Source organism: Paraburkholderia yinzeri, from assembly GCF_046581065.1.
Lineage (GTDB): Bacteria > Pseudomonadota > Gammaproteobacteria > Burkholderiales > Burkholderiaceae > Paraburkholderia.
Genome location: NZ_JBFOCJ010000001.1, coordinates 2,438,196 through 2,457,737 on the forward strand (window position 1 = coordinate 2,438,196; position 19,542 = coordinate 2,457,737).

The 19,542-nt window shown below is 62.2% G+C and carries 17 protein-coding genes and 1 tRNA gene; 15 read left to right on the forward strand and 3 right to left on the reverse strand.

Going from position 1 to position 19,542, the window contains the following annotated elements:
• Positions 1 to 9: 9 nt before the first annotated feature.
• Genes WJ542_RS11630 through WJ542_RS11645 form a run of 4 tightly spaced genes read left to right on the forward strand, consistent with a single transcriptional unit; the run spans position 10 to position 3,743 of the window.
• Positions 10 to 792 carry a glutamine amidotransferase gene (locus tag WJ542_RS11630; protein WP_411189434.1) on the forward strand — a complete coding sequence of 261 codons (783 nt, stop codon included), beginning with the start codon at positions 10 to 12 and terminating at the stop codon, positions 790 to 792.
• A 27-nt stretch (positions 793 to 819) separates the two neighbouring features.
• Complete coding sequence (locus WJ542_RS11635) at positions 820 to 1,950, forward strand: M20 family metallopeptidase (protein ID WP_411189435.1); 1,131 nt, start codon at positions 820 to 822, stop codon at positions 1,948 to 1,950.
• Positions 1,947 to 2,885 carry a ribokinase gene (locus tag WJ542_RS11640; RefSeq protein ID WP_411189436.1) on the forward strand — a complete coding sequence of 313 codons (939 nt, stop codon included), beginning with the start codon at positions 1,947 to 1,949 and terminating at the stop codon, positions 2,883 to 2,885. Before WJ542_RS11635 ends, WJ542_RS11640 begins: the two co-directional genes overlap by 4 nt.
• 12 nt (positions 2,886 to 2,897) lie before the next feature.
• Entirely contained in the window at positions 2,898 to 3,743 is an 846-nt protein-coding gene (locus WJ542_RS11645; RefSeq protein ID WP_411189437.1) for a BtpA/SgcQ family protein, read from the forward strand.
• 84 nt (positions 3,744 to 3,827) lie between these two features.
• Here WJ542_RS11645 and WJ542_RS11650 read toward each other — a convergent pair whose 3' ends face one another.
• Positions 3,828 to 4,625 carry an IclR family transcriptional regulator gene (locus WJ542_RS11650; protein ID WP_411189438.1) on the reverse strand — a complete coding sequence of 266 codons (798 nt, stop codon included), beginning with the start codon at positions 4,623 to 4,625 and terminating at the stop codon, positions 3,828 to 3,830.
• A gap of 327 nt (positions 4,626 to 4,952) precedes the next feature.
• Between WJ542_RS11650 and WJ542_RS11655 the strand changes: the two genes are divergently transcribed.
• The 9 genes from WJ542_RS11655 to WJ542_RS11695 all read left to right on the forward strand — a co-directional run bounded on the left by WJ542_RS11655 (position 4,953) and on the right by WJ542_RS11695 (position 15,766).
• Complete coding sequence (locus WJ542_RS11655; protein WP_411189439.1) at positions 4,953 to 6,017, forward strand: substrate-binding domain-containing protein; 1,065 nt, start codon at positions 4,953 to 4,955, stop codon at positions 6,015 to 6,017.
• 58 nt (positions 6,018 to 6,075) lie between these two features.
• Positions 6,076 to 6,999 carry an ABC transporter permease gene (locus tag WJ542_RS11660; RefSeq protein WP_411189440.1) on the forward strand — a complete coding sequence of 308 codons (924 nt, stop codon included), beginning with the start codon at positions 6,076 to 6,078 and terminating at the stop codon, positions 6,997 to 6,999.
• Positions 7,000 to 7,055: 56 nt separating this feature from the next.
• A complete protein-coding gene (locus WJ542_RS11665; RefSeq protein WP_411189441.1) occupies positions 7,056 to 8,180 on the forward strand; it encodes a Gfo/Idh/MocA family protein in 1,125 nt (374 codons plus the stop codon).
• Between the two features lie 59 nt (positions 8,181 to 8,239).
• A complete protein-coding gene (locus WJ542_RS11670) occupies positions 8,240 to 9,061 on the forward strand; it encodes a sugar phosphate isomerase/epimerase family protein (protein ID WP_411189442.1) in 822 nt (273 codons plus the stop codon).
• A 25-nt stretch (positions 9,062 to 9,086) separates the two neighbouring features.
• On the forward strand, positions 9,087 to 9,857 hold the full coding sequence (locus WJ542_RS11675) for an ATP-binding cassette domain-containing protein (protein WP_411189443.1): 771 nt from the start codon (positions 9,087 to 9,089) through the stop codon (positions 9,855 to 9,857).
• The gene (locus WJ542_RS11680; protein ID WP_411189444.1) at positions 9,854 to 11,785 is read left to right on the forward strand and encodes a thiamine pyrophosphate-dependent enzyme; all 1,932 of its coding nucleotides are present in this window, start codon (positions 9,854 to 9,856) and stop codon (positions 11,783 to 11,785) included. Before WJ542_RS11675 ends, WJ542_RS11680 begins: the two co-directional genes overlap by 4 nt.
• Entirely contained in the window at positions 11,751 to 13,250 is a 1,500-nt protein-coding gene (locus tag WJ542_RS11685; RefSeq protein ID WP_411189445.1) for an NAD-dependent succinate-semialdehyde dehydrogenase, read from the forward strand. The genes WJ542_RS11680 and WJ542_RS11685 overlap by 35 nt, the downstream gene beginning before the upstream one ends.
• Before the next feature lie 7 nt (positions 13,251 to 13,257).
• Positions 13,258 to 14,973: a dihydroxy-acid dehydratase gene (locus tag WJ542_RS11690; protein WP_411189446.1), complete on the forward strand. Its 1,716-nt coding sequence runs from the start codon at positions 13,258 to 13,260 to the stop codon at positions 14,971 to 14,973.
• A gap of 310 nt (positions 14,974 to 15,283) precedes the next feature.
• Entirely contained in the window at positions 15,284 to 15,766 is a 483-nt protein-coding gene (locus tag WJ542_RS11695) for a hypothetical protein (RefSeq protein ID WP_411189447.1), read from the forward strand.
• Here WJ542_RS11695 and WJ542_RS11700 read toward each other — a convergent pair.
• Together WJ542_RS11700 and WJ542_RS11705 are read right to left on the reverse strand one after the other, a co-directional pair.
• Positions 15,754 to 16,776, reverse strand: a complete 1,023-nt coding sequence (locus WJ542_RS11700) for a hypothetical protein (protein WP_411189448.1) — start codon at positions 16,774 to 16,776, stop codon at positions 15,754 to 15,756. The genes WJ542_RS11695 and WJ542_RS11700 overlap by 13 nt on opposite strands.
• A 97-nt stretch (positions 16,777 to 16,873) precedes the next feature.
• On the reverse strand, positions 16,874 to 17,056 hold the full coding sequence (locus tag WJ542_RS11705) for a hypothetical protein (RefSeq protein WP_411189449.1): 183 nt from the start codon (positions 17,054 to 17,056) through the stop codon (positions 16,874 to 16,876).
• Between the two features lie 331 nt (positions 17,057 to 17,387).
• On the opposite strand from WJ542_RS11705, the gene WJ542_RS11710 reads away from it, so the two are divergent.
• Both WJ542_RS11710 and WJ542_RS11715 read left to right on the forward strand, forming a co-directional pair.
• A tRNA-Asp gene (locus tag WJ542_RS11710) sits at positions 17,388 to 17,464 on the forward strand.
• Between the two features lie 106 nt (positions 17,465 to 17,570).
• Positions 17,571 to 19,508, forward strand: a complete 1,938-nt coding sequence (locus WJ542_RS11715) for a SurA N-terminal domain-containing protein (protein ID WP_411189450.1) — start codon at positions 17,571 to 17,573, stop codon at positions 19,506 to 19,508.
• Positions 19,509 to 19,542: the final 34 nt, after the last annotated feature.

Consider the following 19,542-nt stretch of genomic DNA (forward strand, 5'->3'; position numbering starts at 1 on the left):
GAGATGCGAATGAAGAAAACCGTCCTGCTCGCCGGCGAATCCTGGACCAGCACGGCAACTCACGTCAAAGGCTTCGATCAGTTCGCCTCAGTGACGTATCACACGGGCTCGCAGCAGTTCCTCGCACTCTTCGAGGATTCCGGCTACGCGGTCACGCATATGCCGAGCCACGACGCGCAGACGCTGTTTCCGTCGACACTCGAAGGACTGCAGGCCTATGACGCGATCATCCTGTCCGATATCGGCGCGAACACGCTGCTGCTGCATCCGGACACGTGGGCGCAGAGCCGGCGCACGCCGAACCGCCTGAAGCTCCTGCGCGACTACGTGCAGGCCGGCGGCGGGCTCATGATGATCGGCGGCTACCTGAGTTTCCAGGGCATCAACGGCAGCGCGCGGTTTCGCAATACCCCTGTCGAAGCGGTGCTGCCCGTGCGCTGTCTGCCGTGGGACGACCGCGTCGAGGTGCCCGAAGGCTTCACGCCCGAGATCGTGGCGCAGCACCCCGTGATCGAAGGGCTCGGCGCCCACTGGCCGCATCTGCTCGGCTACAACGAAGTGGAAATCAAGCCCGATGCCACGCTGATCGCGACGGTGCCGGAGACCGGCCATCCGCTGCTCGCCGCGGGTCAGTACGGCGCGGGACGCACGCTCGCCTGGACGAGCGACATGTCCGTGCACTGGCTGCCGCCCGAGTTTTCCGCATGGGAAGGCTATGCGCGGCTGTGGCGCAACTGCCTCGACTGGCTGACGCCGGACACCGCGGGCTCTCGCAACAAGGCGGCGCAATGAGCCGGTCACGGCACGCGAGATTCGCTCATGACCGCCATTGATCCCGTCGTGCTGACGCGGGAGCTCGTCGCGTTCGAGTCGGTCAATCCGCCCGGCGACGAGGAAGCCTGCGCCCGCCATCTGGCCGGCGTACTGCGGGGGCTGGGGTTCGACGTGAGCCTGCATGCGTTCGGCGCCCGGCGCCTGAACCTGGTGGCGCGGCTGGCGGGCGACGCCGAAGGGCTGCCGCTCGGCTTCACCGGACATCTCGACGTGGTCCCGCTGGGCGCGGCGGCGTGGGAGCACGATCCGTTCGCGGGCGAAATCGCGGGCGGACGGCTGTACGGGCGCGGCACGAGCGACATGAAGGCGGGCATTGCCGCCTTCGTCGCCGCGTGTGCGGGCTCGCTCGATACGCTGCGGCGCGGGACGGGCGTGCACCTGATCCTCACGGGAGGCGAGGAGACTGGCTGCGACGGCGCCGAGGCGCTGCGTGCCGAGGGCGCCGGGTGGCTGCCGCCGCTCGGCGCGCTGATCGTCGGCGAGCCAACCGCCAACCGCGTTCTGCTGGGACACAAGGGCGCGCTGTGGCTCAGAGGCGTGGCGCACGGCGTGACCGCGCACGGCGCGATGCCCGAGCGCGGCGTCAACGCGATCCGCGTCGCCGCCGAGGCGCTCGCGAAGCTCTGGGATTTCAGCGTGGGCCCCGCGCACGAAGCGATGGGGGCGCCCACGCTGAACGTCGGCACGATCCACGGCGGCCTCAACGTGAACTCCGTTCCCGACCGCACCGAGTTCACGATCGATATGCGGACCGTGCCCGGCATCGATCACGCCTGCCTCGCGAGGGAGTTGCACGGTCGCCTCGCGCCGGTCGAACTGTCGCCGGTCATCGATCTGCCGCCGGTCTATTCCGAACCGTCGGACAACTGGATCGCGCGCGTGCTCGAACTCGCCCGGCCGTTCGACGAGATGCCGGCCGCCCCGCGCACGGCGCGCTATTTCACCGACGCGGCCGTGCTGAAGCCCGCCACGGCATGGCCGCCCACCGTTCTGCTGGGTCCGGGCGAGCCGGAGCTCGCGCACAAGACCGACGAGTACTGCCGCATCGACCGCATCCATGCCGCGGTCGATCTGTACCGCGTCATCCTCGACGACTGGGCGGCGCGCGGCCCATGACGAACGGCACTGGAGCGCGCGGCGGCGCGGGGGTCTGCGTGATCGGCAACGCGGCGATCGACATGACGTTGCGCGTCGCCGCGCTGCCGCAGCCGGGCGAGACCTCGCTCGCGCTCGACAGCACGCTCGACTTCGGCGGCAAGGGCGCGAACCAGGCGGTGATCGCGGCACGCGCCGGCGCGGCGGTTACGCTGCTGGCCGCCGTCGGCTGCGACGCGGAGGGCGCGCGGATCATCGCGATGCTCGAGCGCGAACACGTCGACACGCGCTACGTCGTGCAGCTCGACTGCGCGACCGACCTTTCGGTGGTCACCGTCGATGCGTGCGGCGAAAACACCATCGTGACCCGCAGCGACGCCGCGAACCGCTACGCGCCCGACGAGGACGCTCTCGATGCTTCGAGCCGCGTGGGCGACTGGATCGTGCTGCAGGGCAATCTGTCGCGTGCCGTGACCGCCGCGCTCCTGCGGCACGCCCGGCGGGGCGGGCGCAGGACACTGCTGAACCCCGGTCCTGCGCAGTACGACTGCCGTGCGCTGCTACCCGACGTCGATGTGCTGGTGGTCAACCGCGTCGAAGCGGCGGCGCTGTCCGGGCTGACCGATTCGCATCGCGCGGCGCAGGCGCTGCGGCGCGCCGGCGCGGCAAACGTGCTCGTCACCCTGGGGGCCGAGGGCATCATCTGGTGCCATGGCGACGGTGAGCCGGTCGATGTGCCGACGCTCCGGGCGGTGGCGGCGGTCGACACAGTGGGTGCCGGAGATGCGCTGTGCGGCATGCTTGCCGCGGCGCTCGCACGCGGCCTTTCGGTCGGCGATGCGCTGCCCGATGCGATGGCCGTAGCCGCGTACGTGGTGAGCCGCCGCGGCACGCAAGCCAGTTTCCCGGGCCGCGAGCTCATGAGCGAGCTGGCCACGTTTATTCGAACCCGTTGAGAGGGAATTTCCATGAGCACGCAGCAGGTAGTGGGGCGAGGCCGCACCGACAGTCTCGAACGGATTTTCGGGCGCTCGCGCGGCGTGGTGATCGGCGTCATTCATTGCCCTGCCTTTCCTGGCGCGCCGCGCTACGACGGGCGAGCGAGCGAGGTGCTTTACGAAGCGGCGCTTGCCGACGCGCGCGCCTATGCGCAGGGCGGCGTAGACGGCCTCATCGTTGAGAATCACGGCGACGTGCCGTTCTCGAAGCCCGACGACATCGGCCACGAGACCTCCGCGTTCATGGCCGTGGCGGCGGACCGGATCGGGCGCGAAACCGGTCTGCCCGTCGGCATCAACGTGCTTGCGAATGCGTCGATACCGGCCCTCGCGATTGCGGCTGCCAGCGGCGCGGCATTCGTGCGGGTCAATCAGTGGGCGAATGCGTACGTGGCCAACGAAGGCTTGATCGAGGGGGAGGCGGCGCGGGCGCTGCGCTATCGCGCGCAGCTTCGGGCCGACGGGATCCGCGTGTTCGCGGATGCCCACGTGAAGCATGGTGCGCATGCGATCGTCGCGGACCGGGCGCTCGAGGAGCTTGTGCGCGATGTCGAGTTTTTCGATGCGGATGCGATTATCGCCACTGGCCAGCGTACGGGGGATGCGGCCAGCGTCGAGTATCTGCGGCAGATTCGTGCGGCGACCCGTTTGCCGTTGCTGGTGGGCAGCGGTTGCACGGAGCACAACGTGGCGGAGATTTTATCGGTGGTCGATGCGGTGATCGTCGCGAGTTCGCTGAAGGTGGGAGGCGTGTGGTGGAATCCTGTCGATGAGGACAAGGTTCGGCAGTTTGTGCTGGCGGCGAGAGGAGGATGAGGGCCGGACAGAGCAACTTACCGACGCTCACGTCCTTGCCGTCATGCGGAACGAGCACCCCCAACCACGCGAAGTGTCGCGCAGCTATTCCCCGGCGGTCAGTTCGACTCGCTTGCGCAATTCCTTGGGCGCCTCCCAACCTAGCTGTATGGAAATCGAGAGCGCTTCTTCCTGCAACATGACTGCCCACTCTTGCAGGCGTTCGTCGGTGACACGCGGGCTCGGTCCGGACAGTCCAATTGCCGCCGCGACTGACCCATCGTGCTTGAAGATCGGAACGGCCAAACAACGCACGCCTACGCTGAATTCTTCATCGTCGTAGGCGACCCGGTGGGACGCGATCTGCTCCAGATCCCTTCCTACTGCCCTCGCGTCGGTGAGTGTGCGGCGCGTGAACGATTCCAGATGCAGGGTTCCAAGGAGTGACTGCCGTGCGGCCTCCGGCTGGAATGCGAGCAAGATCTTTCCAAGCGCGGTGCAGTGCAGCGGTGCAAGCGTGCCGATTGGGGCATCGATGCTGACTCCTCGCGAGGGTGCCGCTTGATCGATGTAAAGGGCGCGACCGCCAACCAGAACTGCAATGTGCGCGCACTCGCCGGAGCGGGCGGCAAGAGACTCGAGCGACCCTCGTGCGGCGTTGCGCAAGTTAATTCGGCGCAGAACCTTCTGACCAAGATGCACGAGCGTCAGACCCAGCATATAACTCTTGGTCACCGGATCCTGCGTAACAAAGCCCGATATTTCAAGCGTGCGCAACATCCGCGACACCGAAGCCTTGTCCATATCCAGTTGCCGACCCAATTCACTGACCCCGACCGGGCCGTCAACATCGGCGAGCGCTTCCATCAAACGAAGCGCTTTCGACACAGATCGAACTTCCATTTTTTCCTCACGAGCGCGCTGTGACGCAAATATGTTGCTGCTGATGATACACCTTGCCTTATCGTGCAACCAATTATTCGCTCGATTCGCTAAAAATATAATAAGGCGTTGATTATTGCACAACGAAAGAAAGATTTTTCGGCACCTGAGGCGATTGTTTTCGACTGTAAGCACCGTATAGCGCAGAAGCCAGGGTAATCCCCGCATCATTTTTCACGCAACGATGTTGACGATTGTGAAACGCGGCGACTATATTCAGTCCATCCGTTCCATCGGACGGTGTAAGGGCGACGAACAAGGGTGGAGAACCCAGCTAAGGAGACATTCATGATCATGGCATCGCGGAGAGGCGCGCTTCGGCGCGTATTTGGGGCAGCACTGTTGGCATGCGCAGCCTCGTGGGTCGTTCCGGCCTCGGCGCAGACGAAAGACATCACCATCGGAGTCTCGATTCCGACACTCGACAACCCATTCTGGGTTCGAGCCGTCAATTTCGCGCAATACGTCGCCCAGCAACTGGGGGCGAAGTTAGTTATCGTTGGCGCGCAAAACCGCGAAGACAAACAGATCAGCGACGTACAGTCGTTGGTGTCGCGTGGCGTGCAGGCGCTTGTCGTAACGCCGCAGTCGACTGCGAGTGCCCCAGGTCTGATCCGCATTGCGAATCGTGCTCATCTGCCGATCATGATTGTCGATCGCTACCCTGGCTTTGCCGCGGACAACGCGCAGGCGCCGTACCTCGGTTTCATCGGCCCCGATGATGTCTACGCCGGCCGCTCGATAGCGAACCACCTCATCGCCGCCGGCGCGAAGAAGATTGTGGCCATCGGTGGCTTGCCCGGCTCGTCGGTTGCAGAGGGCCGCAAGTCGGGGCTGGAGGAAGCGATCAAGGCGCATCCAGACGTAACGCTTGTGCAGTACGTAGGTCCAGGCGAATCGGAAGACTCGGGCTACAAGGCAATGCAGGACCTGCTTGCTGCTCACGGTAAAGGGCAGATCGATGGCGTATGGTGTTACAACGACGCGTTGTGCCTCGGTGCGTTCCGCGCGGTCCGGCAGGCTGGCCGCCAGGACGAAATCAAGCTCGCCGGCATGGACCTCGTGCCGCAGGCTGTCGATCTGATCTCCAAAAATACGAACTACATCTTTTCGACCGGCGGCCATTGGTTGCAGCTCGGTTTCGCCGTGCTGATCGCCTTCGACAAGGTGAATGGTCACGACCCGCTCAATACGAACATTCGTTTGAGCTTGCTCGACGTCGATTCGGGTTCGTTCGCAAAGTTCAAGCAACAATTCATCGATTCGCAACCGCCTTATAACGTCAAGGACTACTCACTGACGTTCAATCCGAAGGCGACCAGCCAGACCTTCCCTCTGAAGATTAAAGAGTAAAGCGATGTCTACGACGAACCCGTCCATTCCTGCAGTGCCCACTCCGAGGAAGCGTTTCGTGTACAGCGATTTTGTCGCTCACTACATTGCGTACCTCGCGTTATTTCTCGTTGTGCTGATCTTCGGTGTCCTTGCCCCCGACCGGTTCCTGACGTGGTCGAACCTGGGTACCGTGTTTCAGAACTGTGCGGTCCTGTGCGTGGTCGCGATCGGGCTGACGTTTGTGATCATCGGCGGCAGCATCGATCTGAGCGTCGGGTCTTCAATGGCACTCGCGGGCATTTTCGCAGCATGGGCAAGTCCGCAACTCGGGGTCTGGGCGTTCGTCGTTGCAATGGCGGTCGGCGGCGTGGTGGGTGCGGTCAACGGTGCGCTGTTCGTCGTCGGGCGCATCCCGTCGTTCGTCGTCACGCTCGGCATGCTCTCCATGGCACGGGGTCTCACCGTTATCCTGACGCAGGGCACACCGGTCTCTGTCGATCTCGCGAGCCCGTATAACGATCTCGGCAATCCGCCGGTACCGCTGATCATCATGGCGATCGCGGCAGTCGTAACCGGCCTGTTGCTGAAGTTCACGACGTTCGGCCGTTACGTGTTCGCGATCGGGGGAGACGAGGAAAAGACCCGCATTCTTGGAGTCCCGAACAGGGGCGTGAAGTTCGCAATGTTCGTTCTATGCGGCGTCATGGCGGGTGTGGGCGGCGGCATCCTCACCGCCCAGATCGGCTCGGGAAGTCCTACAACCGGGATTGGCTTCGAACTGCTTGCTATTTCCGCTGTGGTGATTGGCGGCACGCCACTGACCGGAGGCATGGGTTCGATCGTAGGGACGGTTGTCGGTAGTCTCGTCATGACCACGCTTGCCAACGGCCTTGTCATCGTCGGTGTGTCGACAAACGTGCAAACGGTGCTGACTGGAGCTGTGCTGGTGGCGTCCGTTCTTGTCTCTATCCGCCGCGGAAAGATTCGCATAATCAAATAAGGCTTCGGCCATCGGCAATACGAGCTATTTCCAATCCGGATTAAAAGGAATCCAAAATGAGCAATGAAAGGCAGTTGGGAATCGGACTGATTGGCGCCGGTACCATCATGCGGTTGAGTCACATCCCGACGGTGCTCAAGTCCGGCCTTGCGCGCCTGGTCGGAATCTATGACGCAGACCCGACCCGCGTCGATGGCTTGATCGCCGAGTTTGGCGCCGGACGCCGCTTCGACACCCTGGACGCCATGCTCGACAGCAGCGAGATCGACGCCGTCATCATCGCGACGCCGAACAACCGGCACGAAGAGGCAGCCGTCGCAGCGGCCAGGGCCGGGAAGCACATTCTGTGCGAGAAGCCTCTCGCCATCGAAGTTCAGCAATGTGCGCGCATGGTAGAAGCCGCCCGGCAGGCTGGCGTCGTGCTGCAGGTCGGCTTCAACCAGCGATTCTGGAGCCAGGTACAGATCGCCAGGACGCTCATTGATTCGGGATTCATCGGCGACGTTCATGCGTTCCGGTCCGTCTACTCGGAGAAGTCCACCGCGTATCCGGCGGCGTCCCGATATCGTTACGATCTGGCGCAGTCCGGTGGGGCCACGATCATCGACCTGACGATTCACCGTATCGATCTCGCACGGTATCTCGTGGGCGATTTCGCCGCGATTTTCGCCGAGCTGTCGCACCATGTGCTGCCGGAGAAGGCGGATGACAACGTGTGGTTGCTTGGGCGCTTCAAGAACGGGGCGCGGGGCTGCCTCTCCTCCGATCGCTATTCCCCGGCAATTGGCGACGGCACCGACATCTACGGGACGAAGGGCACGATCCACATCGCCAGCGAGACGCTGAATCCCTTCCACGCCGCGCCGCTCGCGGTGTACACCGAAAACAAGGCGAACGATCTGCCGGACGTATTGCGCGAGGCGCACTACCCCGAGGCCTGGTGGAACACCTTTGAGGGCGGCTGGATCAAGATCTTTCCGCCGCGCAAAAGTGCCTATGCAGGCCAGTTCGCGGCTTTCTGCAAAAGCATTACGGAAGGCGCGCCGGTTATTGCTTCCGGTATGGACGGCTTGCGGGCGCAGGAAGTGGTTCAGGGCGCCTACATCTCGGCAAATGACGGGGGCCGCTGGGTCGATCTTCCGCTGCCGGCCGACGCGCCGTTCAAGCTGCCCAGCTACTGATTAACAGCTAATTTCACCATGACGAGGCGGCACGCGTGTGCCGTCTTGAGGAAATCCATATGTACGCATCGTTCCATACGGTCGGTCTCCCCAGGCGGTCGTTGAAAGACGTGATCAAGGCAGTGAAGGACGCAGGCTATGCGGGCATTGAACTGAACGCGGAAACGCTGCCCTGGGCAGAAGCGCACATCACGCCGGCTACCCCGAAGGAGGAGCGCGAAGACATCCGTCGCGCCATCGCGTCCGCAAAGCTCAAGGTGCCGGCTATCGGTGCGCACATCCCGATGTTGCATCCTGAAGAAGCTCTACGCCGACAGGCAATCGACTTCATGAAAGGCTGCAACGATCTCGCCGTGGAAATGGGTTCGAGTTACGTCCATGTTCTCTCTGGCCCGCTTGCCGCCAACACGAGCCGCGAGATCGCATGGGGATGGTTCGCAGATGCGATTGGGGAACTTGTCGAGCATGCGTCGGAGCGCGACGTGCAACTGGGAATCGAAGCGATTGCCGGCCACATTTTCCACAGCGCTAAGGACTACGCAAGACTGGCGTCGGACCTGCCCGGGGTTCCGTTCAAGATCAACTTCGATCCGAGCCAGATCGTCGTTCAGGGCGCGAGTCCTTTCGAAATTGTCGACCGCTTCGCCGACAGGATCGCACACGTTCACATGAAAGACGGATCCGGTCGATTTCCCGATTTCGCCTTCCCTCCACTCGGCGAAGGCGAGATCGACTTCAAGGCGCTTGTCGATCGGCTTCGCGATGCCGGTTACGACGGCGCGCTCTCGATTGAATACGAAGCGCAGGTCTACGGCTTTACACGCACGGACGAACAAATCCTGGACGAGAGCCGGGCATTCCTCTCCAACCTGAGCGTTTGATTCGCTCTACAGGACGGATATCAAAATGAGTTCAGCTCAAGTTCAGCCTTTCCTCCAGATGCGCGGCGTGGGCAAGCGATTCGGGGGCGTCGAAGCGCTGCGTAACGTGGACCTCGATATTCGCGCGGGTGAAGTGCTCGGCCTGCTTGGTGACAATGGGGCTGGAAAGACGACCCTCGTCAAGGTGCTTTCGGGCGTGCATCAACTTTCCTCCGGGCAGATCTTGTGCCGGGGAGAGGAAGTGAATATTTCAGGGCCGAAGGCAGCGCACGCACTCGGAATCGAGACGGTGTTCCAGGACCTCGCGATGGTGCCGAATCTCGGCGTGACCGACAATTTTTATATCGGTCGCGAGATTACGACAACCATCGTTCCAAAACTGATCAAGGTGCTTCGCAATAAGGCAATGCACGCCGATGCCCGCGCGACGCTTGATCGTCTTCATATCCACATCCCGTCGCTCAAGGTCTCGGTTGATAGTCTCTCCGGCGGCCAGCGCCAGGCAGTGGCAATCGCGAGAGCGATCCGATGGAAGGCGAATCTGGTTATTCTCGACGAGCCGACAGCGGCGCTCGCGGTGCCCGAGCAGCGCAAGGTGCTTGAACTGACCCGCAAGCTCGCGGATGAAGGCGTTGCCGTTGTGTACATCACGCACAATATGCTCGATGTTCTCGAGGTCACGGATCGCATCGCAGTGATGTACCGCGGTCAGAAGGCAGGCGAACTCCTGACCTCGAAGACAAACCAGACCGAGATCGTCGAGATGATCATGTCCGGGCGAGGGAAGCAATCATGACGTTTCCGGAAGCTTCGACTCTGACACAGCAGCAGGAGCCGCACGCGCTGGACAACGACGTAACGCGGCAGGCGAGGGCGCGTGCACGCGCGATCGCCAGGGCGGGCGGGCTGAAGGAGGCACTGGAGTCAGGAGCCCTGGCGGGATCGCTCGACGTCACCGTGTCGGAAGCACTCGTGCTCGCGCTGCTGCGCCAGGGTGTGTCCAAGTATCTGGGCATCCTGGGGCACGGCACGACCGACCTGGGCGAGATCCTGCGCGCGTACACCGAAGAGGGCGTCACGCGCTTTTTCCAGTGCCGTAACGAGGTCGCGATGGCACACGCGGCCACGGCGCTGGCCTGGGCATTCGGTGAGACGCCCGCGGTGGTCACGTCGATCGGCCCGGGCGCGCTGCAGGCGTTCGCGGGCTCGCTCGCGGCCGCCTCCAACGGGGTCGGCGTGTACCACATCTACGGCGACGAGACGACGCACGGCGAAGGCTACAACATGCAGCAGATCCCCACGCGCCGCCAGAGCCAGTTTCTGCGCATTGCCGAGACGATGAGCGGCGCGTACACGCTGCACACGCCCGAGGCGCTGCGCGAGGCAATGCGCCGCGGCACGGAGACGGTACACCGTCCGTACTTCGCGGGGCCGTTCTTCCTGATGCTGCCGATCAACGTGCAGCCCAAACGCATGCAGTTGCGCCTCGATGCGCTGCCCGAGCGTATCGAGATGCCGGTGGTCGCGCCTGCGGAAGACGCTGCCTACGATTCGGCCTGCGATCTGATCGCGCAGCACGAGCGCATCGTGATCAAGGCAGGCGGCGGCTCGCGTCGCCATGGCGAGCAGATGGCACGGCTCGCGGACGCAGTGAACGGCGCGGTGGTGCTCTCGCCGGGCTCGGTGGGCGTGCTGCCCGACGCGCATCCGCGCAACATGCACGTGGGCGGCAGCAAGGGCTCGATCTCGGGCAACCACTCCATGGAGAGCGCCACGCTGCTGATCGCGGTGGGCTCGCGCGCGGTGTGCCAGGCCGACTGCTCGGGCACGGGTTATCCGCAGGTCGGGGCGGTCATCAACATCAATGGCGACGTCGACGACGCCAATCACTACAACCACACGGTCGGACTGACGGGGGACGTGGGTGCGGTCATCGACGGACTGGTCGCAGCGCTCAGGCGCCGCAACGTATCGAAGCCTGTCTCGAACGCCTGGGTCGAGGCATGCCAGGCGAAGAAGGCCGAGTGGAACGCACTGAAGCGCGAGCGCGTGGCGGGCGTGACGCTGCAGGACGAGGTGTGGGGGCGCAAGGTGCTCACGCAGCCGAGCGCGGTGCACGCGGTGTCGTCGTTTGCGAACCGCGTGGGGGCGATCAAGCTGTTCGACGCGGGCGATGTGCAGGCCAATGGCTTCCAGTTGGTGGAAGACGACCGCGCGGACCAGACGTACACGGAAACGGGTGCCTCGTACATGGGCTTTGCGTCGAGCGGCATGCTGGCCGGCGCGCTCGCGGAGCAGCCCCGCTACATGGTCGGCTTCACGGGCGACGGCTCATTCATGATGAATCCGCAGATCCTGATCGACGCGGTGGTGCACGGCACGAAGGGGATGCTGGTGATCTTCGACAACCGGCGCATGGGAGCGATCTCGTCGCTGCAGGCTTCGCAGTACGGCCCGGACTTCGGCACGAATGACCCGGTGCAGGTGGACTTCGTCGCGATGGCCAACTCGGTCAAAGGCGTGAAGGGTATCTTCGGCGGCTACACGCTCGGCGAGCTGGATGCGGCGCTGGAGGAGGCTTATCGTCACGACGGCCTGTCGGTGGTGCATGTGCCGGTGTACTGGGGCCACCAGGACGAAGGAGGCATGGGCGCATACGGTCGCTGGAACGTCGGGCCGTGGGTCGACGATGTCGAAAAGCTCTACGCCCAGCAGACAATCTAGATCAGACATTGAGAAGGCAACCGTGTATCAACGATATGGACTGTTTATCGACGGTGAATGGCGTCAGGCTTCGTCTGGAAATACGGAGCCGGTGCTGAATCCGTTCGACGGAAGTGCGCTCGGCGAGATTCCCTGCGCCGACGCACGTGATCTCGACGATGCGTTGAATTCGTCTCAGAGCGGCTTCCGCACATGGCGGGCCGTGAGTGGCTGGGAGCGTGCGGCGTTGCTGAGCCGCGTGGCAGCGGAAATCCGTGCTCGCGCTGATGAAGGCGCTCGCATGATGACGCTCGAAACGGGCAAGCCGCTCGCGGAAGCCCGCGGTGAGTTCAACGCCATGGCCGAGCAATTCGACTGGTATTCCGGCGAAGCATGCCGCGTTTTCGGTCATACTCTTGACGGGCGCGATGCGAACACGCGTCTTCACGTGCGCTTCGATCCGGTCGGCCCCGTGGCAGCATTCACGGCATGGAATTTTCCGGGATTGCTGCCCGCGCGCAAGATCGCACCTGCACTCGCAGCGGGCTGCTCGATTATCGTCAAGCCGTCGGAAGAGGCCCCGTTTTCAACGTACATCATGGTCGAGGCAGTGCGTGCCGCCGGTCTCCCAAAGGGTGTGCTCAATGTGGTTACCGGCAAGTCGACCGACATCTCGGCGCACCTGATCGCTTCGCCAATCGTCCGCAAGGTCAGCCTCACCGGCTCGGTGCCTGTCGGCAAGATTCTTTTGAAGTTGTGCGCGGACGGCATGAAGCGCGTGAGCATGGAGCTTGGCGGTCACGCCCCGGTGCTGGTATTTGATGACGTTGATCCCGTTGAAACTGGCACGCTCTGTGCGCGCACGAAGTTTCGCAACGCGGGTCAGGTCTGCATTTCGCCTAGCCGCTTCTATGTTCATGAGAGCATCAAGGCATCGTTCGAAAAGGCAATGGCCGATGTCGCGAAGTCGCTGCGTCTGGGCAATGGTCTCGACGCGTCCACGGAATTCGGTCCGATGGCCAATGCGCGCGGTCGCGAACGCGCGGTCAGCATGGTCAGCGATGCGGTGTCCAGGGGCGCAACCTTGCAGGCCGGCGGCTCGATCCCCACGAGCTTCCCGAGCGGCGGCTTCTTCTTTGAACCGACGGTTCTGGGCGATGTGCCGGAACACGCGGAAATCATGACGGCCGAGCCGTTCGCGCCGGTCGCACCGGTTGCGAGCTTCAAGACGTTCGACGAAGTGATCGAGCGCGCCAACAACGTGCCCTTCGGTCTCGCCGCCTATGTGTTCACCAGTTCGCTCGGCACGGCAACGCGAGCGAGCGAAGCGCTCGAGGCAGGCATGGTCGGTGTGAATGACATGCTGCTTGCGTCGGCCGAGGTTCCGTTCGGCGGTGTGAAAGAAAGTGGCATGGGTCGTGAAGGCGGTCAACTGGGCATGCGCGACTACCTGGAACCCAAGTACATCAAGCTTCGTATTCAGTGAGTTGGCGATGAGCGAGCAAAACAGCAAGAAGGATTCTGTCCAGCCGGTGGGTTTCGCCCGCGGCCTGACTAACTACGGTGACCGCGAATTCAGCGTCTATCTGCGTCGCACGTTTGCAAGTTCGATGGGCTACAGCCGCGAGATGCTGGACCGTCCCATCGTCGGCATCGCGCATTCGGCCAGCGGCTTCAACAACTGCCATCGTCACTTTCCCGAGATGATCGAGGCGGTGAAGCGCGGCGTCCTCGCAGCGGGCGGCCTGCCCATCGAGTTTCCGACGATCTCGCTCGGTGAGACGTTCCTTACGCCCACGAGCCTGAAATTCCGCAATCTCATGTCGATGGACGTTGAGGAAATGACCCGGGCGCAGCCGATGGATTCTGTGGTCCTGCTTGGCGGATGTGACAAGACTGTTCCAGCGCAGTTGATGGGAGCAGCATCGGCGAATATCCCGGCCATCCAGCTCGTGGCGGGTCCGATGTCGACCAGCCGTCACCGTGGCGAACGTCTTGGCGCCTGCACAGACTGTCGTCGATTCTGGGCCAGGTTCCGCGCCACCGAAATTGACGCGAATGAGATCAACACGGTCGAGCGACGTCTCGCGTCCACGGCAGGCACCTGCGCGGTAATGGGCACGGCCAGCACGATGGCGATCATCGCCGAGACGCTCGGGATGATGCCGGCGAACAGCGCGGCATGCCCAGCGGTAGACGCCGACCGTCTGCGCATCGCAGAGGAAACCGGGCGTGTGGCTTTCAACCTCATCGCAAACCCGATCCGCCCGAGTGAGATCGTCACCGAGAAGTCGGTGGAGAACGCGCTTCGCGTGCTGCTCGCAATCGGTGGCTCGACCAATGCCGTAATTCACCTCACGGCGATCGCTGGCCGTCTCGGCATCAAGGTAGACCTGAATCGATTGAATCAGTTGAGCGATACGACGCCCGTGCTCGTCGACTTGAAGCCGACCGGCCAGTACTACATGGAGGACCTGTACGCAGCGGGCGGCGTGCCTGCCATCCTCCGCGAGATCAAGCCGCTGTTGCATCTGGACTGCCGCACGATCACGGGCGAGACGCTGGGTGACCGATTGAACGACGTCGGCTGGGTCGATCATGCCGTGGTCAAACCCTCCTCCGAGCCGGTGCGCGAGACCGGCGGTCTCGTTGCGCTGTTTGGCAACCTCGCACCGCGCGGTGCGATCCTCAAGCGCTCGGCTGCTGATCCGAAGCTGTTTGAAAAGGAGGGGCGTGCAGTGGTGTTCACATCGCTGCAGGATGTCGCTGATCGCATAGACAGTGATGAACTCGATGTGACGGCCGACGACTTCCTTATCCTGCAGAACGCCGGCCCAACGAGCGATGCCGCCATGCCGGAAGCAGGTTACCTCCCCATTCCTGGCAAGCTGGCGCGCGCCGGCGTCAAGGACATGGTCCGCATGTCGGATGCTCGCATGAGCGGTACCGCATACGGAACGATTGTTCTGCACATCACGCCGGACTCCGCTTCGGGCGGCCCGCTCGGACTGGTCCGCAACGGCGACCGGATTCGCCTGAGCGTCGCAAATCGCTCGCTGGAACTGCTCGTTTCGGACAGGGAACTCGATCGTCGGCGCGCCGAACAGCCGCCGCGTCCCGAGTCGACGGTCAAGCGCGGCTACGCGAAGCTGTATGAGCGCGAGATTCTCCAGGCTGATGAAGGCTGCGACTTCCAGTTTCTGAAGTAAGCCGGGCTGTGCATCGCTGACGCCTTTGAAGCGTTCGATGCTGCGTATCTCCCGCAGCGGATTTTCCTGACGCAGAGCGCATCCGAACGGATCGACCAGATTCGGCAGTCGCTAGCGAGTAGCGCAAACCTGTTTAACCTGGTGATATCGCGACAGCAAAATAGGACCGAAAAGTGGATAGAAATCGAGCTGCGCGTCTCGACGGAAGTTGCCTCAACCATGGCAGAGCTTGAGCGCGATTTGCGTGCGTTGATGGGCGACGCCGAAACGCAGGCTGGTTGACACAGGAAAACGTATAGAGGGAATACAGGTGACGAGGATCAGCGAAACCGAATGGCAGGCCAGGTTAAAGCAAGCCGAGAGCCTTGCAGAAGCCGGCACTGAATATTCGAGCACGCTGCGCGTGTGGGCCGAGTCGGACGAATCAGAACCGGTGCTCGCTCGATGGCTGGTATCAGGCAACCCTTCGTTGTCGCTCAGTGCAATATCGCTGATAGCGAGGACCCGGACGAACCTCGAAAGTCACGCCGACCATCTGATCGGGCGTTTCAACGCGCAATTGTCCCTTTCGGCAGCCTCTCCTGAGGATGGCCTGGATGCCGCCACGGGGCGACACAGCGGCTGGGCTCCGGCTGTCTATTCGACTCTGAAGGCTTACGTCTGGGGCGACAATGTGAGCTTAAGAGAGCGGCGAGCGGTGAGAACGGATGTGTCCGTCGGCCGGGAAGGACGTACGCCCTTTACGATGCCGAGTTTCCGCTGGGATCTTGAAGATCGATGTCACTTCATGTAGAAGTCAAAATCCCCGGTGTAGATCTTGATGCGCAAGTCGATTTCGCTGCCGTCGTCCAAGGTAAAGGTGGTGGCTGCTGCGCCGCTAACTCCGCATTTTTCGAGTTCAATTTTCAGGTTCTCTCTGTTGGCGGAAAGTTGAGCATTTTTTAGCCAAGACACCACGGAGTCTTCTTTGAGTAATTCACCGAAGTAGACCCCGTTGCGTCCCTGCCGCTTCAATTTCAGTGCGGCAGCCATACAGACGTCGAGAATGGACCCTTGGAGTATGGTCCTTTGGGCTTCCGATGGCGGTGGCTCGGCGACCTCGACATCGGCTGAAAACACTTCTCGTAAAATAGGCGCTACGACCTCGGAGTAATACTTGTCGAAGTCGCTCAAAAAATCCCGGGTCGCAATGTCCGTCGAGGCGATTTCTCTGGATTTTCCGGCCTGATGGATTTGAAAATTTCCACTCTCAGTGTCGAAGCGGATCAGAAACAGAGAAAAGATCTTTCCGTTCTTGATGAGAACGTAAAACATCATCGGAACCTGAATCTGATCCGGCTCAATTCCTCCCTGCGTGACCGACTTCATGAACGCATCCAGATGAGCACGATTTTCCCTGGAAAGGTCGTAAGCTGAAGTCTCATCGGTCCATTGGGTCTTCGTCAGGTTACTGAAGATGTCGTGATCGAATTCGCGGCCGAAAATCTGCTTTCGGTAGTCCCATAGTAACTCTTGGGCGAAGTCATATATTGAAATGGCGTCACGGAATTTGGCTTCCACAAAATGGTGGTCGTGCTTCTCGTGACCGATCAGCAGGTCGGGCAATCTCCCGATGTAGTTCTGGATCTTGTTCACGTTGCTGCCGCCGGACTGGCCTCGGAAGCGTGAAGACCGATTGGCGAATTGAGTCGCGAAGTGTTCAACGCCCGCGTTCTCGATTTGGAAGCCCATCGCTGCAAAATGATTCTTACAGACAGCTTCTACGATATCCCCTTTTATGCGTCGGATCCGGTAGTGGTCCATCGATGTTCTTGGTTCGCTATGAAAAGACATGGCACTAATTTTTACTCCTGGATCATATCACGCAGTACCACCTCGGCTCATGCCGAACGCTAGCCAGTCAACGCGTTGCCCAGAAAGAGGGGGCAGACCAGGTTTTGCCGTAATTGACTGCTTTTTCTACGTCCTTGAGGAATGCGTTTGCCTTGTCTTGTCGAGCGTGTCCAACATGCTGACGGATCACTGCACGTAAGGCACGGATGGAGGCCGTGACGTGAGGTATTTCTGCCGTCAGCTTGTCCATATGGCGTCGTCGGTCAACTTCGACGAGCGGCGGCCGCTCTGGGTAGACACGCAGACTGCGAAGACGATCCATTGCGGCGCGACCCCGCTTTCAAGATGTCCTGACTCCAGGCGCACGTTGCTCCCCGGTAAGCCGGCGCGGTCAGATTCCCGTTGCAAGGTCGCGGCATTTGAGGCAAAATCTTGCGTCGTTGTATCTGGGCAATCGAACTAGTGAAAAGCCTTGGCCAGCAAGGCAGGCAAGGGGGGCCTGGAACCCCTCGGCACCACCAGTTTCCACGGTTTTCCTGTCAGGCACGTGAAGTCAACCGCGCGTGCAGGTAGTACCGCACGGAGCGGTAGTTCAGTTGGTCAGAATACCGGCCTGTCACGCCGGGGGTCGCGGGTTCGAGCCCCGTCCGCTCCGCCAGATCAGTAGAAGGCGAACCGAAGGCAAACTGCGGTTCGCCTTTTTTATTGTCCTCTGAGGTAATATCGGGCGTTCTGTTTTTGGCGCTCTTTTTGCTCCTTCACGCATGCTCGACTTTTTCCGCAATCACAAACGGCTGATGATGTTCATGCTGATCCTGGTGGTCCTGCCAGGGCTCGGCTTCGTCGGCATTCAAGGTTTCCGCGGCTTCTTCGACGAAAGCGCGAACGTCGCCAGCGTGAATGGTCACAAGATCACCCGCGCCGAGTACGACAGCGCGGCGCGCCAGCAGCTCGATCAGGCGCGCCAGGTCATGGGCGCGAACTTCGACGCGAGCCTCTTCGATACGCCGGAGCATCGCAAGGATATTCTGGACGGCCTGATCCAGCAGCGCGTACTCGCGGATGAGACGCAGCGTCTGCATCTCACGGCGTCCGACGACGCCGTGCGCCGCACGCTGCTCGCCGATCCGGTGATCGCTTCGCTGCGCAAGCCCGACGGTTCGATGGACCTCGACCGCTACAAGCAACTGCTCGCGATGCAGGGCATGACGCCCGAGCAGTACGACGAGCGCGTACGCTATGGCATCGCGATGCAGCAGTTGCCCGGTGCGGTGATCGACAGTGCGTTCACGCCGAAGTCGCTCGCCCAGCATCTGATGGCGCTCTCGGAGCAGCAGCGCGAAGTGCAGGGTCTCGCGTTCCACGCCAGCGACTATGCTGCCAAGGTTCAGCCCACCGACGCGCAACTGCAGGCTTACTACGACGCGCACAAGAGCGACTTCGCAACGCCCGCCACGGCGCAGATCCAGTACCTGGTGCTTTCGGCGGCCACGGTGGCGGCGAACGTGCAACCGAGCGATGCCGATCTTCAGCAGTACTACAACGACAACATCGCGCATTACCGCACGGACGAAGAGGTGCGCGCGAGTCATATCCTGATCGCGGTGCCGAAGGATGCCAGCGCGGCCGACCGCAATGCGGCCAAACAGAAGGCCGAGTCGATCCTGGCTGAAGTGAAGGCGCATCCCGACCAGTTCGCGCAGATCGCACAGAAGGAATCGCAGGACCCGGGTTCGGCGGCGAAGGGCGGCGACCTCGGCTACTTCGGGCGCGGCATGATCGCGGGCGGACAGGCTTTCGACGATGCCGTGTTCAAGCTCAAGAAGGACGAGATCAGCGACGTGATCCAGTCGGACTTCGGCTATCACATCGTCAAGGTTACGGATATCAAACCCGCCACGACCAAGCCGTTCGGCGACGTGAAGGCGTCGATCGTCAACGACGTCAAGGCGCAGCAGGCCGGCAAGCTTCTCGTCGACGACTCCGATGGCTTCAGCTCGCTGGTCTACGAACAGTCGAAGAGCTTGCAGCCGGCTGCCGACAAGTACAAGCTGACGCTCCAGACGGCCACGGTTACGCCGAAGCCGAACCCCGCGCTGCCGCCGGACAGCCCGCTGAACAACCAGAAATTCCTCGACGCCGTGTTCGGGAACGATTCGGTGAACCAGCACAACAACACGCAGGCAATCGACGTCGGCAACAGCACGCTGATCTCGGCGCACGTGACGAGCTTCCAGCCTGCGGCCACGCCCGCATTCGCCGCAGTCAAGGACGCCGTGCGCCAGAAGGTGGTGGCGGAGCAGGCGGCCGAACTTGCGCGCAAGGATGGCGAAGCGAAGCTCGCCGATCTGCAGAAGTCGAAGGCGACTGACGGGTTCTCGTCGGCGGTGAAGGTCTCGCGCAACGATGCGCAGGGGCTGCCCCCCGCCGCGCTCTCCGCCGTCTTCAAGGCCGATTCGCAGAAATTGCCGGCCTACGTCGGCGTGGATCTCGGTGCCGACGGTTATGCGATCTACCGCGTGAACTCGATCGCGCAGGGCCCCGCAGTGGAAGGTCCGCGCCTTGCCGCCGCGCAGCAGCAGCTCGCCCAGATGATCGGGCAGTCGCAGGGCCAGGCTTATCTCGACGCGGTGCGCGACCGCTCGAAGGTCAAGTACTACGGGTCGCTCGGCGCCTCCGGTCAGGCGGGCGACGGGCAGTAAGCAACCTCTAAGCCGTCCCGGGCTGGCATGCATG

What these genes read in the sequence shown, in the direction of transcription:
- WJ542_RS11630 (WP_411189434.1), top strand. Translation starts at nt 10, where the DNA reads ATGAAGAAAACCGTCCTGCTCGCCGGCGAATCCTGGACCAGCACGGCA.
- WJ542_RS11635 (WP_411189435.1), top strand. Translation starts at nt 820, where the DNA reads ATGACCGCCATTGATCCCGTCGTGCTGACGCGGGAGCTCGTCGCGTTC.
- WJ542_RS11640 (WP_411189436.1), top strand. Translation starts at nt 1,947, where the DNA reads ATGACGAACGGCACTGGAGCGCGCGGCGGCGCGGGGGTCTGCGTGATC.
- WJ542_RS11645 (WP_411189437.1), top strand. Translation starts at nt 2,898, where the DNA reads ATGAGCACGCAGCAGGTAGTGGGGCGAGGCCGCACCGACAGTCTCGAA.
- WJ542_RS11650 (WP_411189438.1), bottom strand. Translation starts at nt 4,625, where the DNA reads ATGGAAGTTCGATCTGTGTCGAAAGCGCTTCGTTTGATGGAAGCGCTC.
- WJ542_RS11655 (WP_411189439.1), top strand. Translation starts at nt 4,953, where the DNA reads ATGATCATGGCATCGCGGAGAGGCGCGCTTCGGCGCGTATTTGGGGCA.
- WJ542_RS11665 (WP_411189441.1), top strand. Translation starts at nt 7,056, where the DNA reads ATGAGCAATGAAAGGCAGTTGGGAATCGGACTGATTGGCGCCGGTACC.
- WJ542_RS11670 (WP_411189442.1), top strand. Translation starts at nt 8,240, where the DNA reads ATGTACGCATCGTTCCATACGGTCGGTCTCCCCAGGCGGTCGTTGAAA.
- WJ542_RS11675 (WP_411189443.1), top strand. Translation starts at nt 9,087, where the DNA reads ATGAGTTCAGCTCAAGTTCAGCCTTTCCTCCAGATGCGCGGCGTGGGC.
- WJ542_RS11680 (WP_411189444.1), top strand. Translation starts at nt 9,854, where the DNA reads ATGACGTTTCCGGAAGCTTCGACTCTGACACAGCAGCAGGAGCCGCAC.
- WJ542_RS11685 (WP_411189445.1), top strand. Translation starts at nt 11,751, where the DNA reads ATGTCGAAAAGCTCTACGCCCAGCAGACAATCTAGATCAGACATTGAG.
- WJ542_RS11690 (WP_411189446.1), top strand. Translation starts at nt 13,258, where the DNA reads ATGAGCGAGCAAAACAGCAAGAAGGATTCTGTCCAGCCGGTGGGTTTC.
- WJ542_RS11700 (WP_411189448.1), bottom strand. Translation starts at nt 16,776, where the DNA reads ATGGACCACTACCGGATCCGACGCATAAAAGGGGATATCGTAGAAGCT.
- WJ542_RS11705 (WP_411189449.1), bottom strand. Translation starts at nt 17,056, where the DNA reads ATGGACAAGCTGACGGCAGAAATACCTCACGTCACGGCCTCCATCCGT.
- WJ542_RS11715 (WP_411189450.1), top strand. Translation starts at nt 17,571, where the DNA reads ATGCTCGACTTTTTCCGCAATCACAAACGGCTGATGATGTTCATGCTG.